Source organism: Labilibaculum filiforme, assembly GCF_002843315.1.
GTDB lineage: Bacteria > Bacteroidota > Bacteroidia > Bacteroidales > Marinifilaceae > Labilibaculum > Labilibaculum filiforme.
The window spans coordinates 64,669-81,688 of record NZ_MVDD01000003.1; the positions used below are offsets into that span (position 1 = coordinate 64,669).

General features: G+C 35.5%; 13 protein-coding genes. 4 read left to right on the forward strand and 9 right to left on the reverse strand.

What is annotated here, in order from left to right; all coding sequences use genetic code 11:
* Positions 1-18 precede the first annotated feature (18 nt).
* The 3 genes from BZG02_RS05150 to BZG02_RS05160 form a co-directional block, all read right to left on the reverse strand.
* Positions 19-1,122 carry an ROK family protein gene (locus BZG02_RS05150; RefSeq protein ID WP_218972148.1) on the reverse strand — a complete coding sequence of 368 codons (1,104 nt, stop codon included), beginning with the start codon at positions 1,120-1,122 and terminating at the stop codon, positions 19-21.
* Between the two features lie 25 nt (positions 1,123-1,147).
* Entirely contained in the window at positions 1,148-2,305 is a 1,158-nt protein-coding gene (locus BZG02_RS05155) for an MFS transporter (protein ID WP_101260348.1), read from the reverse strand.
* A 63-nt stretch (positions 2,306-2,368) separates the two neighbouring features.
* Positions 2,369-3,364: a LacI family DNA-binding transcriptional regulator gene (locus BZG02_RS05160; RefSeq protein ID WP_101260349.1), complete on the reverse strand. Its 996-nt coding sequence runs from the start codon at positions 3,362-3,364 to the stop codon at positions 2,369-2,371.
* A 352-nt stretch (positions 3,365-3,716) separates the two neighbouring features.
* On the opposite strand from BZG02_RS05160, the gene proC reads away from it, so the two are divergent.
* Positions 3,717-4,514 (forward strand): pyrroline-5-carboxylate reductase, encoded by a 798-nt coding sequence (gene proC, locus BZG02_RS05165; RefSeq protein WP_101260667.1) that lies wholly within the window; start codon positions 3,717-3,719, stop codon positions 4,512-4,514.
* 50 nt (positions 4,515-4,564) lie between these two features.
* On the opposite strand, the gene BZG02_RS05170 is transcribed toward proC, so the two are convergent.
* Entirely contained in the window at positions 4,565-6,652 is a 2,088-nt protein-coding gene (locus BZG02_RS05170) for a PKD domain-containing protein (protein WP_101260350.1), read from the reverse strand.
* Between the two features lie 308 nt (positions 6,653-6,960).
* Here BZG02_RS05170 and BZG02_RS05175 point away from each other — a divergent pair, with 308 nt between their 5' ends.
* Complete coding sequence (locus BZG02_RS05175; RefSeq protein WP_101260351.1) at positions 6,961-7,341, forward strand: response regulator; 381 nt, start codon at positions 6,961-6,963, stop codon at positions 7,339-7,341.
* A gap of 16 nt (positions 7,342-7,357) precedes the next feature.
* Here the strand turns inward: BZG02_RS05175 and BZG02_RS05180 are convergent, their stop codons facing one another.
* The 5 genes from BZG02_RS05180 to BZG02_RS05200 form a co-directional block, all read right to left on the reverse strand.
* On the reverse strand, positions 7,358-8,542 hold the full coding sequence (locus tag BZG02_RS05180; RefSeq protein ID WP_101260352.1) for a SpoIIE family protein phosphatase: 1,185 nt from the start codon (positions 8,540-8,542) through the stop codon (positions 7,358-7,360).
* On the reverse strand, positions 8,542-10,395 hold the full coding sequence (locus BZG02_RS05185) for a [Fe-Fe] hydrogenase large subunit C-terminal domain-containing protein (RefSeq protein WP_101260353.1): 1,854 nt from the start codon (positions 10,393-10,395) through the stop codon (positions 8,542-8,544). The genes BZG02_RS05180 and BZG02_RS05185 overlap by 1 nt, the downstream gene beginning before the upstream one ends.
* Before the next feature lie 36 nt (positions 10,396-10,431).
* Positions 10,432-10,683, reverse strand: a complete 252-nt coding sequence (locus tag BZG02_RS05190) for an NAD(P)H-dependent oxidoreductase subunit E (RefSeq protein WP_101260354.1) — start codon at positions 10,681-10,683, stop codon at positions 10,432-10,434.
* Between the two features lie 126 nt (positions 10,684-10,809).
* Positions 10,810-11,994 carry a SpoIIE family protein phosphatase gene (locus BZG02_RS05195; protein ID WP_101260355.1) on the reverse strand — a complete coding sequence of 395 codons (1,185 nt, stop codon included), beginning with the start codon at positions 11,992-11,994 and terminating at the stop codon, positions 10,810-10,812.
* Positions 11,995-12,003: 9 nt separating this feature from the next.
* The gene (locus BZG02_RS05200) at positions 12,004-13,719 is read right to left on the reverse strand and encodes a [Fe-Fe] hydrogenase large subunit C-terminal domain-containing protein (protein WP_101260356.1); all 1,716 of its coding nucleotides are present in this window, start codon (positions 13,717-13,719) and stop codon (positions 12,004-12,006) included.
* Between the two features lie 684 nt (positions 13,720-14,403).
* On the opposite strand from BZG02_RS05200, the gene BZG02_RS05205 reads away from it, so the two are divergent.
* Positions 14,404-14,610: a hypothetical protein gene (locus BZG02_RS05205; protein WP_101260357.1), complete on the forward strand. Its 207-nt coding sequence runs from the start codon at positions 14,404-14,406 to the stop codon at positions 14,608-14,610.
* 31 nt (positions 14,611-14,641) lie between these two features.
* Complete coding sequence (locus tag BZG02_RS05210) at positions 14,642-17,011, forward strand: ABC transporter permease (protein WP_101260358.1); 2,370 nt, start codon at positions 14,642-14,644, stop codon at positions 17,009-17,011.
* Positions 17,012-17,020: the final 9 nt, after the last annotated feature.

The window sequence follows — 17,020 nt, forward strand, 5'->3', positions numbered from 1 at the left end:
GCTTCAAACGAAAAAGTATTACTTCAATTTTTTTAGTGCAAACGCATATGCTCCAATGGCAATTGCTTTACTTGCTCCCAACTTGCTGGAACAAACTGCTAAGCGAGGGTTTGGGTCGTATTTAATCGTTTTATCAGTTCCAGGAATCTGAATATCCTTTGAATAATCGCCAGCAAACTCCTTAAATTCTGCTTCGTTATCGATATTGTAGATTTTCTGAACCAAACGAGGAAGTGACTCTCCACTTGCAGTATAACAATTTCCATTCATTTCTTTCAAAGCTGCTGGCATATACAATTCGTGAGCACCAGCTAATCCACCACCAATAACCGCAATTCCATCGGTAATAGTAAGTAAGTTTGCCAGACTATCGCCCAAGCATTTTCCGAACAACTCAAATGCTTTTAAAGCCGCTTTTTGATCTGGATTCTTGTCATCCACAGCTACATCATAAACATCTTTTGGCATTAATTCTTTAGGATAACTTCCTTTTGCCTCTTCGAGGAATGTTCTTTGAATCGCTCTAGTACTAATTCCTTCCTCGGCAAATCGCTCCGGAAAAACACGAGAACTAGTTAACCATACCTCGGTGGCAATTGAATTATCACCAATAAGCAATTCGTTATTAGTAACTAAACCACCACCAAAACCAGTACCTAGCGTTACTCCAATTAAATTTTTATAGCGTTTCGCACTATTTGCTTGCTCTAAACGGCTATTCATAGCTGGTAATACTCCTCCCAAAGCTTCGCCGTAAGCAAATAAATCACCATCATTATTTATATAAACAGGCAGGTTAAAATGTGCCTCAAGCATTGGTCCTAAAGCAACACCACCTCTAAATGCAGGTAAATTAGGCAAATCACCAATAATACCATTTTTATAATCTGCTGGACCAGGAAATGCAAAACTTATTGCAACAGGTTTCTCAGCTAGCAAATTAAGAACCTCCTGAAATCCATCAATAACCGTTTTCAAACACAAATCGAGTTGATCTGCATTAGAAGCCTTGCGAATTGGTTCAATAATCTCTTCTCCACTTCTCATTGCTGAAAAAACAAAATTTGTTCCTCCTGCATCAAGGGTCATCACCACTCTTTTATCACTCCAAATATTCATCATATTCTTTTGTTAGAAATTAATCAAGCTAGTTAGCATCTGTTTTCGTAAATAATCTTCCTAGATAAAAGAAGTAAAGCAGGCAAAGAAGTAAAACAACAATACCTCCAATTTGTGTTCCTACTGCATCCGAAACCATTCCTAAAAATAATGCGATTGCTCCTCCCGAAACTCCCATAATCATTAAACCAGAAACTTCATTTGCGCGCTCAGGCTGACGTTTCAAAGCATAAGAGAAAATGATTGAAAATAAATTTGCACAGGCAAATCCAACAATAAATATGAAGATGGATAATAAAACTAAATTACTCGAGAATAACATTCCGATAAAACCCAAAATACCTAAACTAACACTGTACTTAAATATCTTTCCTGGTGCATATTTTGCTAAAATAAGTGCTCCTAAAAACGTTCCAACTGTACGTGCAACAAAGTACAAACTAATACCAAGACCAGCCTGTTCTAAAGAAATACTGCAACGTTCCATTAAATATTTTGGAATCGTTACGTTTAATCCTACATCAATTCCTACTACCAATAAAATTCCAATAAAAAATGCTAGAATGTAACGATCCTTAAGCAATCCGAAACAACTAACTATGGATACATTATTACCTTCCTGAACCTCTTTTTTAATTGAAGTAGACCATAACCATATGGTGGAGATAATTGTAATACCAGCATAAAGTGGAAAAATTAACTTCCAATTACCTAAACTTACGGCAGCAAAACTAGCAATGATTGGTCCTAAAAATGCCGCAATTGCTTTTACAAACTGACCTAATGTTAAGCTACTGGCAAGTTTATCTCCTGCTACCACATTAGTCAATAATGGATTTAAGGCAACTTGAATAATAGTATTCCCAATTCCCAACAAGGCAAAAGCAAGTAAAACTATAGTGAAATTATAAGAAATCAATGGAACCAACATTGCTAAAAAAGTGATAAACATACTTAGCAACACTGTATTTTTTCTTCCTATTTTATTCATTAACAACCCGGTTGGTACCGAAAATACCAAAAACCAAAGAAACACCATTGCTGGTAAAATATTGGCAACCGTATCACTCAATGCAAAATCATGCTTTACGTAATTCGTGGCAATCCCCACAACATCAACAAAACCCATGACAAAAAATCCAAACATTACCGGAAGGATTTTACCAATTGAAGCTTTCTCTTTCATAATTAATTTAAATCTAGTTTTTACTGCTTAATTAAAACAAGCTATTTGCTTTATTTAATCTCTTTAACGTACTATTAACTTAGGCTTTAATTCTATTCTTGTATTCTTAATCTTTTTGCTTTTAATTACTTCCGCCAATATCTCTACGGATTGCTTAGCAATACTATCGATAGGTTGAGCAATTGAAATTACTTTTGGCATCGAATAATCGAAAATGTCCAAATTATCAAAACTCACAAACGTAATTTCTTTTACCTTTTCAGGATAAAGCATATTCATTAACCAAATAGCGGTAGCTGTAATCTGATTATTGGTAAAAACCACTACCTCTACCCCAGCCTCAATTAAGTATTTTAATTCTTTTTGAGCACTTTCTTTAATCCGATTGTGATCTACAATACGAAGCAAATTTTGGTCATATTCCAATCCATTATCTAACAAAGCCTGCTTGTAACCATCTATTCTTAGTTTTAATGAATAAACATCTGGTGTAATCGATAATAAACCAATTTTTTTTGCTCCCTTGTCAATCGTTTTCTGGATTGCTTCCTTCATGGGTGTTTTATTTTCAACCAAAATATAATTGGCTAAACACCCAGGATCTTCGCGATCGAAAAAAACCATTGGGAAATTATGCTCCGACAAAGATTTCAACACCTCTCCTTTTATAAAACAGGAAGCAATGATTAATCCATCTACTTGTCGATTCAAAAACATATTGAGTAAACGTTCCTCTTTTTCCTTTTTTTCGTCGGTACTACCAATAATTAAATGATATCCTTTCTCCCAAAGTAAATCTTCAATAGTGCGTCCTATTTTAGCATAAAAAGGATTCGAGATATCAGGAACCAAATAACCAATGGTATTCGTAGTACCATTTTTTAAACTCTTGGCAATTTGATTTGGCTGATAACCTACCTTCTTGATATAATCCAATATCATTTTTTGAGTTTTTTTACTAATGTTCTTTTCATCCCCTTTTTTGTTTAAAACAAAGGATACAGTAGTTTTTGAAACTCCTAAATCTTGGGCAATATCTTTAATTGATTTTTTTTTCAAAGGTTTTCGGTTTGCTAAATCGGTTTACTAAATCGGTTTACCAAAAATATGACTTTTTTTTCAAATTCAAAAAAAAATATTTCCAAACAGATTGCCTAAAATATAAAAACAACGCACGAAAAATAACAATCCACTCACTAGTAGACTTTTAAAAGCACACTGCACCTTAGCAATAAAGTAAACACATTATCTTTAAGTTCTGTTTTACTTTCAAAAATAATTGTACTTTTAGATCTTGTTACAGAATATTCACACCTCTTTACTTCCTCTTATAAATTTTTTAAGCTTGATTTTTACAAGGTATTAAATACCTTATGTTTAGATTATGCTGATCAGACAAATTGGAATAAATATGAAAAATCAAAAAATTTGTGTTATTGGTTGTGGTAATTTAGGACGATCAATTGTTAAAGGACTTTTGAATAAGAATACTTTTGATTCAAATCATGTAACCGCCACTAGAAGAAACGTTGATTTAATTGCAGATTTAGCTACCGAAGGCGCACTTGTAACCTCTGATAACTGTGAAGCAGTTCGAAATTCGAATATTATTTTAGTGGCAGTAAAACCATACAATGTTGGTAAAATAATCCATGAGATTAAGGGCGAAATTCGTAAAGGACAACATGTGCTTGTTTCCCTTGCCACCGGCTTAACAACAGAAGAAATTTCGGAGATGCTGGATCACAAAATTCCGGTTTTTAGAGCGATGCCAAATATTGCTGCCAATATTTCGGAATCTGCCACTTGTATTTGCAGCAGAGACGCTTCTCCTCAGGAAACAAAAAACATTAAAGCTGTTTTCGATTGTGTGGGGGAAAGTCTTATTATCAATGAAGAGTTAATGGAAGCTGCCACCATTTTAGGTGCTTGTGGAATTGCTTTTGTATTCCGATTTATTCGTGCAATGATTCAAGGGGGAATTCAAATTGGTTTCGATGCAAATACTGCCAAACAAATTGTATCACAAACTGTAAAAGGTGCTGCCGAAATGCTTCAAATTAACGATGACCATCCCGAATCGGAAATTGATAAGGTAACCACTCCCAAAGGTTGCACTATTGTTGGATTAAATGAAATGGAACATCAAGGATTTTCATCCGCATTGATTAAAGGAATTGTAACGTCCTTTCAAAAAATCGAAAGATAAAAAATAAGCTTTCCATCCATTCGGATTACCCGTTTGGATGGAGGACCTTTTTAATTGGTAAGCAACAGTTTCCTTTTTAAATCTACACCGTCGATATTGATGTTTAAAATATAAGATCCCGAAGCCAATCCTCCAAGATTAAATCGAATACTGCTTTCGTAGCTAGAAACAACTCCCGAGCGAATTTGAGCACCTTTAAGATCATAAACAGTCCATGTGCTGCGTAAAAAAATAATCTTGCTTAAATCAACGGTAAAAACGTCATTCGAAGGATTTGGATATATCGTTAATAAATTGTCGTATCGGGTACTTATTTCTTTTGTAATTGAATGTTCACCACAAAAATTTTCAGCAAGCATCGTCAACTTATAAATTCCTGTTTTATTATACGTATGAATTGGATTTTCCTCATCAGATAGGGAACCATCGCCAAAATTCCAATTGTACGCCATACCTTCTATCGACGTATTTGTAATTTGAACTTTATTAAGCTCTACAGTATAGCTAAAATCCGCTACAGGAATATCCATTGCTAAAACTGAGCGAACAACACTATCAACAACAAACTCTTTTTTTACAATTAATTTAATTTTCTTAAGACCTGGACTACTATAACTCACAACGTGCGGTCCTTTTTCTGTTGATGTTGCAGGAGTAGCTCCTTCGCCGAAATTCCAATAAAATGTTTCGGGTTCTCCTAAAGAAACATCTGTAATCGTAATTGGAGAATCGTAACAAATGCTATCCTGAGAGACAGCCACAACAGCTCTTAATCCTTTATAAGGATCAACACCATCAAGCGTTAATACTCCCAAATTTAATGGATCTAACCAAATTTTAAGTTGCTGATTGGAAGCCGAATAATTATCCCAACTTTCAGAAAATTTTGCAAAGTAATCATTTATGGAGCTTGAACAGCTAGCCTCGCCTCCTGTTAAATCACCAATTAAACGATGATTTTCGTCAAATAAAGGTGAGCCTGAAGACCCGCCTTCTGTTGTTCCTAAATCCCATTCTAAAATTCGCCAATGAGTATTCGAATCAAAAGTAAATTTTGTGTCAGAATAGGTAGCGGTTATAGGGGAATCCAGATCCAAGGATATTTTTTTTACATCTCCGCTAGGATGATGAATACAAGTTGTATTTACCGGCACTCTTCCAGATCGATCCCAACCAATGTAATAGGGTAAATAGGAAGCAGGAGGCATTACTGATAGTTCTAAAAGTGTAAAATCTAAATGATTCGTAGTCGCCAATAAATTAGCTCCTGAAATAGATTGTGATTTCGATCCAACGGTAGATTCACAATCCGCAGCTTCATAGTTAAAATAGAAAATTGCAGCATCTGCTTCTTCTTGAACGTTAATAGCATGATGCGCTGTTAATAAAAATGGTCTGCCATTAAAACTAGTATTATTTATTAACGCACCCGATGCAATATACCCATCATATAAAATATGACATACTGCTTTTTTTTCCACTTGCCAGGAATCGCCCTCAGCACAATTAATATTCACATTACAAGTTCCTGATGATTTTAAAAGTGATACTTCTCCTCTTAACTGATTAAAAATATTTTTATAGTCGTGCAAAACACTTCCAATTTCCAGAACGGCAATAAATTCGGGTTGTAAAGGTTCTATGTACTCCACAGTAATTTCGTCTCCTTGCAAAGGTTCAATCGAAAACTTACCCGATTCTTTATTGTTTTTTTCAGTGTATGCTCCTAATATTCGGTTCGATTGATTGTTGTAAACAAACATCTGACTTCCTGTCGGAATTCTAAATTTTGAGAAAATCAAACCTAAAGAATAAGCCCCCGACGAAGTAATAGATAATCGCCAAACTCTTCGCCCATCGTCTAAAACTTGCCATGTACCGGCGTTTAATGAATTAAAAGAAACCTGATACCGATAAGCATACTGAGCATTCTTCAGGAAACTTTTGCCTTCCGATTGTTCTTGACTCTTTAGCATTGTTGCTCTCTCGAAGCGAGGCAAGTAAACAGTCGATAATTCAGACTTTATTGTGCCCGTTTTAAGTAAAGGCTCCCCACCGTAAGAAATTTGAGCTTTGGTTGAAAGCCAAAAAAGACTTAAGCTAATCAATAGCCCGTAGCGAATAATTTTAGAAATCATGCAGGTATTTTTCAATCAAATATTCTCAAAAATAGCAATTAAGTAAGGAATGCCAACCAATTACATAAAACAATTAAATTTTCATCAACAAAAGCATGTATTCTAAAGCGAACCTATTAGCAACACCCAATTCTCATTTTCCAATTTTGCCAAACATAAATTCTAATCAAACATTAAAAAAGAAAAAAAATAATTCCCCTATAAATTCAGAGTAAATCTATATTAAGTAAGTACTTTTAAATTCTGATTATTTTATATAAATTTGATTGAAGTGAAAAAAACCATTTATTTACACCAAATATAACTACATGACTCTTAGAGAACGTAATTGGTCCTCAAAAACTATTCTTATTGCTGAAGATGTAGAATCCAATTTTCTTTTTTTGGAAGAAGTAATTCGTAAAACAGGAGCGGAAGTTCTTTGGGCTAAAAATGGTAAAGATGCTATTGAAATGTTTAACAACAATAAGGTGGACCTTATTTTAATGGACATTCAAATGCCACTAATGAACGGTTTCGAGGCAACAAAAGTGATCAAGAAACAAAATCCTAAAATTCCAATTATTTCGCAAACAGCATATGCCATGTCCGAAGACCGTGTGAAGAGTTTAAGTGCAGGTTGCGACGACTATATTGCAAAACCAATACCAAGCCAAAAATTGTTAGATTTACTCTCGATTTACATTTAATGAGAGGCAATTCAAACTAAATAAAGGTAAGTGTAACGTCTTTTAAAAACTTATCTTCAAGCAGACTTACTATTCTTTTCACCACTGTTCTTCTTATTTCCAATTCGATAGGTAGGCTAGGATCCTGGTGAGCAAAATTAATTCTTGTTCCCGAAATAATAGAAATTTTATCGCTTTGCAATAGGTAATGAACAATCTGATCAGCAGGACCATCGCCCAAATTATAATCACTATTGTAATCCCCGAGAATACGGGAAACCTTACCAATTGTTAAAATACCTTCGGTAACCAAATTAATACTTTCCATATAGGAAGCTGGAGGAAGTTCCGGATCTGTAATTTTCATTCCAGCGGCAAATTTCAAATTTAATTCTCGTCCCAAAATTTCGGCAGTAGTTCCTCCGCAAATAATTTTTTTCCCTTTAAAATGATACACTCTCATGGCAAGTTCCGCATCCTTATCTTTTTCGAAGGGAGGTCCTGTACAAATTAAAAGTTTTCGAGGTTCTCTATAATAGATAACTCCTGCGCTAGTATCGTCCTTTAACTCATCCTGATCGTTTTTTGCAGCTCTTTTCACTAACTGTATTCCTAAATTACGAGCCGAAATATAAGGGGTCGATTTTACGATACTAGTAACATACTTTAAAGCACTCTCATGTCCCCATCCGAAAGGCAATTCTCTGCTTCCCATTCCCGACTGCATTATTCCATCGGACCAAAAAAGAATGCGATCCTCTTTCCGAGCTATAAATTCGCAGGTACGAAGTTCCTTTCCTTGATTTTCTTCGCTATCGAGCAAAATGGTTCTCCATCCCGGATCGAACACTTCTGAACCACGCATTACAACACACAAAGGATTATCGAATTCAATAATTCGAGTGGTTCCATCAAATTCTATATCTATAATGGTAAAGGTGGAATAACTTACTTTTCGAACACTGCATACGGGGAGCGTATTCATGATTATTTCGGCAATAGTTTTTACATCTTTATGTTCTGCGGTAAAATTCATTGCCATAGATGCCGTTAAAGTTGCGAGAACATTTGCTTTCACACCACTTCCCATTCCATCGCTCAATACCGCAATAGTCCGGTTCTCTTCTTTAATTCGTTTCGAAAGAAAAACATCTCCACAAATCATTTCACCATGATGAAAAAGTTGCTGACAATCAATATCAATATGAAATTTTTCTTCCATTATTCGCCTTTCCCTTCTTCCCCCGAAGCATGGGATTTAATGATAGAACTCAATAATTTTTCCGTTTTAGAGGCACTTTCACCCAATAAAAATGCAATTTGTTGTACCGTCTGTAAATTCTCTTTTATTACCGCCCTTGCTCGTCCAATCACTTCTTCCCTTCTTACTTCCGGAGCATACAAATCGCGAATAATACCTCCAACAATTTTATTCTTTTTAATAGTGAAAACCGAAACATTAAACAATCGATTACCAAAATGAACATCCTTATTCAAAATATCTTCTCCATTTAAAACTACCGTGGAAAAAAATTTGTGAAAACTGATCAATTTGGTTAAATCTGCATCCACTAATCCGGGAATAATATCATTCAGGATTCTTGCCTCTTCGCCCAGCAAATCAACGAAAGTTTTGTTTGCTTCAATCACTTTCAAGCTCTCATTAACAATTACTACTCCCGATGGAAGCTTCTGAAGCATAGCCGATACGGTTTCTGAAGCCTCCTGTGCTAAAATTCTTTCTTCGTTGGCAATTCGTTCCGACTCCTTTAAGGCTGCCTTTGTTTTTGTAAGCTGTAAATTTGTATTCCCCAGCTCTTTAATGTAGTTGTTCATGTTTTTGATGGTATAGGAAGAACACATCTCGTAATTGGCTAATCCTTGGCACTTTGCTATCGCAAATTCCCTGCACGATTCATAACCGCAAGAACCACAACCCAATTGATCCTCAATTTTTCCTTTTCCCATCTCTACCAAAACATCTGATATTTCCTGTTCGTTTGGTATTGGTAACTCTCTTCCCTTCGACTTAAAAGTCCGACTTAAATCAAGATCACTGTATTCTTCAATTTCTTTCCTCCAAATAGCTTCGTCGAGCGTTTTTAATCTTTTACGAACGTATCGTATAACTTTCGAGCGACGAGAAAATTTTCGTCCACCTGGCGAAGTTCCCGGTCCCATGATACAACCTTCACAATAAAATAAATCCAGATGCTGATATAAATCGTGTTGCGTGGTAAACTCATTTACCGACCTCAGAAAATTGTTTCGTCCTTCGGTACTAATAATTCCTCCATTTAACATGGATATATCAATATCAGCAGCTTGAAACAGACCGTGACTAATTGGAAATAATCCGCCTAAGCGAGCAAAAGGAGGATCGAACTCCGAAAATTCAACTGAGTTTTCCGAAACTCCATACTCTTTAAATAACTTTCTTAATTCTGCAAAACTTAAAACTGCATGCACACATCCATCGGTACCATTAAATACTTTCACATCATCTTTACTGGCAACACAAGGCGATAAAGACACAATTTTAACATTTTTGCCATACTTTTTTCGTACGACTTTTGCCATAGCAATACCTGGAGGTACTATTGGTGCCAGATTATCAACCAATCCGGAATGAAAATTCTCAACATTATTTACAACAGCTGGGCATTTTGTTGATATATAATATTTTCCATGAAAATTATCGAATAATTCCTTATAGCGATAAGCCACCAAATCTGCTCCAAAGGCAGCCTCCACCACATAATCAAAACCCAAAGCCCGAATCATCCCAACAAAATTTCTAAAATCAAGAATATCATCAAACTCTCCAGAAATACTAGGATCGCAAATTGCAACAACGGGCTCGGTTCCTGCCAACAATTGCTTCACCAAATCTTCCGAACTTCTATATTCTATTGCATTTTGAGCACAAACGGTAACACAATTTCCACAACCAATACATCTGCTTTTTATAATATTTGCAAAATCATCCTTTATCTTAATTGCTTTGGCAGGACATACCCGAATACATGTATAACTAAGATTACATTTATTCTTATTGGTTACAATTAGTGGCATAATGAGGTGTTTTTTAGGATGGAAAGACAGTATTAGTTAAACGAGCCCAAAAACTCCGTTTAATATTTCAACTACATTATCTGGATCGACTTCCTCATGTAGTTCATCTCCAACTTTTAAAATTGGCCCTTTGGCACAATTCCCTGTGCATAATTCCCCATGAAAGAACACTTTATCTTTCAACTTATTTTCTTCGAGAAAGGTATTAATCGTCTTTAAAGCCTTTCCGTTACCCCTTGAGAAACAAGAGCTTCCCAAACAAATGGTAATTTCGATTTTTTCAGCCATTTAGTTATTGTCTTTATTATCTGTTTCATGAGGATTGTTACTTACTTCCAATTCACCAATAAAACTAATCACCAAATGGAAACTTAATCAACAATGCCCCATGTTACATATGGGTTAGATTTCATTTTAAATATAACTAAGATCTACTTCTTTTAAAAACTTTTCCTCTAGTAGTGTAACAATATTCTTTACTACTGTTCTACGTATCTCTAACTCCATTGGTAATTTAGGATCTTGATGTGCAATATTGATGCCCGTACCATTCACAATAAATATTTTATCGCTTTCCAAAAGAACTCGAACAATTCGATCGGCAGGACCATACCGAAAGGAAGAATTTTGCTTGTAGTTCTTAAGTAAACGATGTACTTTTCCTAAAGTCAGTATTCCTTCTGTGACCAAATCGACTCCGGTAATATAAGATATTGGTGGCAATTCTGCATCTGCAGATTGTAGTTCCATTTTAATGGGACGATGCAATTCTCGAGAAATAATTCCCGCTGTAGTTCCTCCACATATAATCTTCTTTCCCTTAAACTCGGTTACTTGTTTAGCCAGTTGACTATCCTTCGACTTTTCATAGGGCGGACCGGTACAAATCAGCAAGTTACGTGGCTCCCGAAAATAAAGTACCCCACAAGAGGTATCATCTTTGGGTTTATTGCCGTAGTTCGCACATGCTCTATTAACCACTGCTTCGGAAAGCTGTCGCGCCGACAAGGAATTTTGTTTTCTGATCAAAGCTTTTACAAAAGCATCTAAATTTTCCAATCCCCAACCAAAAGGCATTCGTATTGCGCCCATTCCCGAATTGGTTACTCCATCGGAACAAAATACGATTCTATCCTCTTTCTGTGCTTTAAAGCGATAAGAATAGAGTATCTTCCCCTTGTTATGATCTCCTTCGAGAAGCAACTCCTCGCATTCTGGTGCCAGATTCTCTTCTCCTCGTAAAATAAGACATTCTGGATTATCGTAACGGATGATTCGAGTTTCCCCATCGCACTCAATATCAACAATAGTAAAAGTGGAATAACTAGCTTTTCGCTTGCTGCAAACCGGAAGTGTCTGCATGATAATCTCGGCTGCTTTACGAATATCCTTGTTCACCTTCATGTAATTCAAAATCATCGAAGCCGTTAAGGTACCCAACACATTTGCTTTTACGCCACTTCCCAATCCATCCGATAAAACAAGAATGGTTCGTCCCTCCTCTTTTATTTTTCGCGACATAAATACATCTCCACAAATAGACTGTCCTTCGAAGCTTTTTTGCTGGCATTCTACTTCTATGTAATAATCAGATGTCATAAGCAACTATTAATCCTGCGATAAACTATAAAATTCGACAATAGAATTCAGCATTTCCTCTGTTTCGGAAGCATTCTCTCCTAATAAATATGCAATTTTTTGAACGGTCTCTAAGTTTTTCTTATTTACCGATTTAGCTCTTGATATTACCTCTTCGCGCTGAATAAAAGGTTGCGACATATCTCGAAGAATAGCTCCTACAATTTTGTGTTTATGAATACTAAAAATAGTAATATGAAACATTTTATTTCCAAAACGAATGTCTTTCTCCAAATTATCAATACCAGTAGAAAGTGCCGATGAAAATAGCTTATAAAAAGGAGCTATTTTATGCAAATCGGCATCGACCAAACCAGGAATGGCCTCGTACAATTCTTCAATCTCAGATCCCATCATTTTGGCAAAACTCAAATTCGCTTCGCGTATTTTTAATTCCTGATTTACGATTACAACACCCGAAGGAATCTTACTCAATAAAGCTGCCGACTTATCGAAGGCAATTTTACGCATGTAGGAAACACACATATTGGGCTCCGACCGATCCTCAAGCATTGCCGCAGCAAACTCTTTACAGCTATTATATCCACATCCCCCGCAATTCATCTCATCTTTTTCAGAATATTTTCCAATCCTACTAAGCGCCTCCTTAATTCGATTTGAAGAATGACTGTTTTTTTTGACTGCCTCGATAGAATTAAAATTGCGTTCCAAAGAAAAATCCGTTTCAATCTCAAATCCTTCCTCCTTATTCTGCCTTTTTATTACCTCTAAACGCTTTATTGCGGTAGAGTACGATTTATCGGTTCCCGGACCATTTACACATCCTCCGCTACAGGCTAATAACTCTAAGAATAGAATATCCGACTTTTTATACTTATCTAAATCCTTCAAAACCGATTGAATAGTACTTATTCCCGAAAATGTCATACAAACAGCATCGGTTGCCGTTGTATTATTCTTAACGCCCATAATCATGCCGCCATCAATTGGGTACAAAGCCCCTTTCCCTGCTTTTCCAGGCACAAATACCTCCGCATTTTTTTCTTCTCCAAACAAGTAAGGATCTATATTTTCCTCTTCAAACCATTTTCTTATGTCGGAGAACGTAAGTACTGCATCTAGCAATTCGGGAAATTCATCGCTCTCTGTTTTTTTGGCAATGCATGGTCCTATAAATACAACTGGCGTACCTTCGCCATAAGTTTTTTTAAGATATTTCGCATGTGTTAATAATGGTGACAAAAAGGGCGTAATGTTATTTCTATATTGCGGATAATGCTTACAAATCATCTCTACCACCGAAGGACAGGCAGAAGAAATATACACTCCACTCTCATTATTTGCTATAAATTTAGACACTTGCTTCGAAACTTCCTGTGCACCCAAAGCAGTTTCGGATACATGAGCAAAACCCAATGCCTGCAAGGCAAACACCATTTGCTGATCGGACAAATTTGGAAACTCGGTTACAAAAGAAGGAGCGAGAGAAACTATCACATTCTTATTTCGATGCAACAAGCTCTTCACTTTTTTTACATCATCGCGTAACTTTTTTGCCGAAACCGGACAAACAAGAACACAAGCTCCACAATAAATGCAGTCGCTATGAAGAATTTGAGCCGCATTATTCAGCACTTTTATGGCTTTTAATTCGCATTCCCGAATGCATTTATAACAATCCTGACAATCGTTTTGCTCGGTATAAATCGGTTTTAAAATATCCATATTATTCTCCTCGTATTATTCTGAATAGTAGCCAATATTCCTTTTTAACTTTTCGACCTTTCGTCCTACAAATCTCTTAATTTATGTTTTAGATAGATGATTTAGAAAGCTATTTTAGAACACATTAATACTATTCATATGTATTTTAAATAATTCGCAATAGACTGCGTAAAATCTAAAAAGACGAACTTTTCCTACATCCTAACAGATACTGTTCATAACAGCATAACCTCTTGCGTAATATAACCAATGTCCTTCGTGACCAATTCAGTTTATTCGTCAACATTACCTATCGTAACATCACAGAAAAGATATTGGTTCTGTAGAATACTAAAATCAGCTTTACGGGTGAGAAAATCCATTAAAAAAAAAATCAATAATTCGTATCTACTAAGTTCTACGAGTAATATCTTGTCGTATTTTTTTATAGTTAGCTGAAATACAGCTTGTTTTATAATTGTTAATTACCCGTTATTAATTTCTAATTACTTAATTATTGATATTAACAGATGAGCCTTCGATTTTTTATTTTAAATTTCGCCTAAATATACTTATTGAAAAAGCCTTTCTCCTCTATCATAATTTAGATCGATTATAGATTTCAATTCACTATATTATGATTACATTTAAACTCTTACACTTACAAGCTAAATAAGTCTTTCAGAAAACCTTATTACTATAAATATGAACAATCTATTCACCATATTTACATTTGCTCTTCATCTGTTTGCCATCATCGATGCCCTTAGTCACATAAAAGAACGGAATGGAGGTTTCAGAATGGTATTGGCAGTTCTGCCTCCTTTAATTGGACCCATAATATATTTTTTAACCAAAAGAAGCAAAACAGTAAAACGAGGATTTATGCAGAATAAAAAAAGATATTCTTAAATGTACAAAACCAAGAAAAGCAAATTAGTCCATGATCAAGAACTATATAAAATCGGCACTGCGAAACCTCAAACAAAACTATGTATTTACAGGAATCAATATTGTAGGACTATCAATAGCCTTAGCTGCTTCCTTCATCATTATTCTATTTGTAATTAATGAATTTAGCTACAATAATTGTCACAATAACAGAAAAACTGTTTACAGGGTTCTTAACTATTACAAAGGATTCGATCGTACTTTAACCGGAACTCCTTATATTTTAGCTTCCACTTTAAAAGAAGAATTTCCTCAAATAGAACATGCTATTAACATCAGAGATATAAAAGATCTTACAATTCGGCACAAAGGGGAGGATATTCAAGTAAAGGATGTAATAGGAAGTAGCTCCGAAGTATTTGATATTTTTACACTTCCACTGATCAACGGTAAAAGTACGAAGACATTGCTCAGTGATAAAAATTCAATTTGCCTTTCGAGTAGCCTTGCAAACAAAATATTTTCGGGAACAGATGCAATTGGGAAAGAAATTGTTGCAACTATAAATAAGCAAGAACATGTATTAACAGTAACAGCTGTATTCGAAGATATCCCCAAAAACTCCACCTTCAGAGCAGAATGTTTGGTAAACGACTCTTTTTCGATCACCTACTTCAATAAGAAATTTGAAACTATAAATGCCGAAACAAGTTGGGAGGAGAATTACTGGCAAACTTGGGTGCGATTGATTCCAGGTAGCAATCCCTCCCTAATTGATAGTCAGTTCGCAATGCTTGAAAATAAATACATGGGCGAAAATCCGGTGTATCACTATACTTTGCAGAATTTATCGGATGTTTATTTGGGATCCGAAAAGGTGATAAATAACAGCATACAAGGAAATTGGAACAGTATTGAAATATTTTCGGCTATTGCTTTACTAATCGTGTTGGTTGCCATGATCAACTACATCATTCTCTCTACAGCAGTTTCATCGGGCCAATCAAAAGAAATTGGCATCCGAAAAACATTTGGTGCTAAAAACAATCAAATAAAGTGTCAACTTCTTACAGAATCGGTTCTGCTCACAATGATTGTATTACCACTTGCAATTGCATTTATGATTCTGGGCTTACCTTGCGCCGAAGAACTTTTCCAAACCAATCTGCCAATAATCGAAGCTAACATTTTATATTACATCCTATTCTATTTCATTTTAACTGTTTCAATCGGAATAATTTCAGGGCTATACACATCTGTTGGATTATCAAAATTAACGATTCTAAATGTGTTGAAAAATCAGAATCTGGCGGGCAGGAAGAAGAGCTATGTTCGTTCATCCCTAATCATATTTCAATTGGTTATTTTTTGTTTCTTTGTTGCATCGGCATTAGTTATTCGGGCACAATATCAATATTCTTTAGAGAAGAATCCCGGCTTTCACAACAAAAATGTGCTTCTGATAGATATCAACGACAGTAAAAACTACACTCCATTTTTAAACGAAATACAAGCCAACTCCAATGTAATTATGGCTTCCGGAGCTTATAGCGGTCTTCCCACCTATAGTTTTATGGCAATGATGCTTCCTCATCATCAAGACAGGGAGAAAAAGGTGGAGGTAGAAGGCATGTCTGTTGATTTTGGTTTTTTACAAACCATGGGCATTTCGCTTACTGAAGGGCGTTACTTCTCTACTGATTACGGAAGTGATCTTGCAAATTCATGCATTCTGAACGAAATGGCAGTGAAAGCTCTTGGAATTAAAGATCCCATCGGCAAAAAAATTGGAGAACAGACCATCGTTGGTATAGTAAATAACTTTCATCTTCATTCCTTTCGCTCTGATATTCCTCCTTTAAAAATCAGTTTAACAGAGAAATACCTTAAACAAATAGCCATTTATTACAGTGATCGAACTGGAAAAGATCTAATCCCCATGCTCGAAAAATCCTGGGAAAAGATTGCTCCTGAACAGGCATTTTCTTATTCTACTGTTGAGGAAATTATAGAAGGAATGTATTCCGAAGAAAAAAGCAGATTTAGTCTCGTGAGTATATTTGCCTTTTTTACCATGCTAATTGCCTCTTTTGGTCTGTTTGGATTAACCCTTTTCATCGCTAAAACCCGCACAAAGGAAATCGGAATAAAAAAAGTATTGGGATGCTCCGACACAATTATCATTCTCTCCTTTTTACGGATCAATATTCTTTATGTAGCTATAGCTTCGTTTATCTCCATTCCAATTACATTTTATGCCATGACTGAATGGTTAAGTGAGTATTCGGTAAGAACAGAAATTCATTGGTGGATATTTGCTCTTTCTTTTCTATTTGCCGGAATCGTGGTAACAACAACTGTATTCATCCACGCCTACCGTGTAAGCAAGTTAAATCCAATTGAGTCTCTACGATATGAATAACTGAACTAA

What these genes read in the sequence shown, in the direction of transcription:
- BZG02_RS05205 (WP_101260357.1), top strand. Translation starts at nt 14,404, where the DNA reads ATGAACAATCTATTCACCATATTTACATTTGCTCTTCATCTGTTTGCC.
- BZG02_RS05195 (WP_101260355.1), bottom strand. Translation starts at nt 11,994, where the DNA reads ATGACATCTGATTATTACATAGAAGTAGAATGCCAGCAAAAAAGCTTC.
- BZG02_RS05175 (WP_101260351.1), top strand. Translation starts at nt 6,961, where the DNA reads ATGACTCTTAGAGAACGTAATTGGTCCTCAAAAACTATTCTTATTGCT.
- BZG02_RS05180 (WP_101260352.1), bottom strand. Translation starts at nt 8,542, where the DNA reads ATGGAAGAAAAATTTCATATTGATATTGATTGTCAGCAACTTTTTCAT.
- BZG02_RS05200 (WP_101260356.1), bottom strand. Translation starts at nt 13,719, where the DNA reads ATGGATATTTTAAAACCGATTTATACCGAGCAAAACGATTGTCAGGAT.
- BZG02_RS05155 (WP_101260348.1), bottom strand. Translation starts at nt 2,305, where the DNA reads ATGAAAGAGAAAGCTTCAATTGGTAAAATCCTTCCGGTAATGTTTGGA.
- BZG02_RS05185 (WP_101260353.1), bottom strand. Translation starts at nt 10,395, where the DNA reads ATGCCACTAATTGTAACCAATAAGAATAAATGTAATCTTAGTTATACA.
- proC (WP_101260667.1), top strand. Translation starts at nt 3,717, where the DNA reads ATGAAAAATCAAAAAATTTGTGTTATTGGTTGTGGTAATTTAGGACGA.
- BZG02_RS05210 (WP_101260358.1), top strand. Translation starts at nt 14,642, where the DNA reads ATGATCAAGAACTATATAAAATCGGCACTGCGAAACCTCAAACAAAAC.
- BZG02_RS05170 (WP_101260350.1), bottom strand. Translation starts at nt 6,652, where the DNA reads ATGATTTCTAAAATTATTCGCTACGGGCTATTGATTAGCTTAAGTCTT.
- BZG02_RS05190 (WP_101260354.1), bottom strand. Translation starts at nt 10,683, where the DNA reads ATGGCTGAAAAAATCGAAATTACCATTTGTTTGGGAAGCTCTTGTTTC.
- BZG02_RS05150 (WP_218972148.1), bottom strand. Translation starts at nt 1,122, where the DNA reads ATGATGAATATTTGGAGTGATAAAAGAGTGGTGATGACCCTTGATGCA.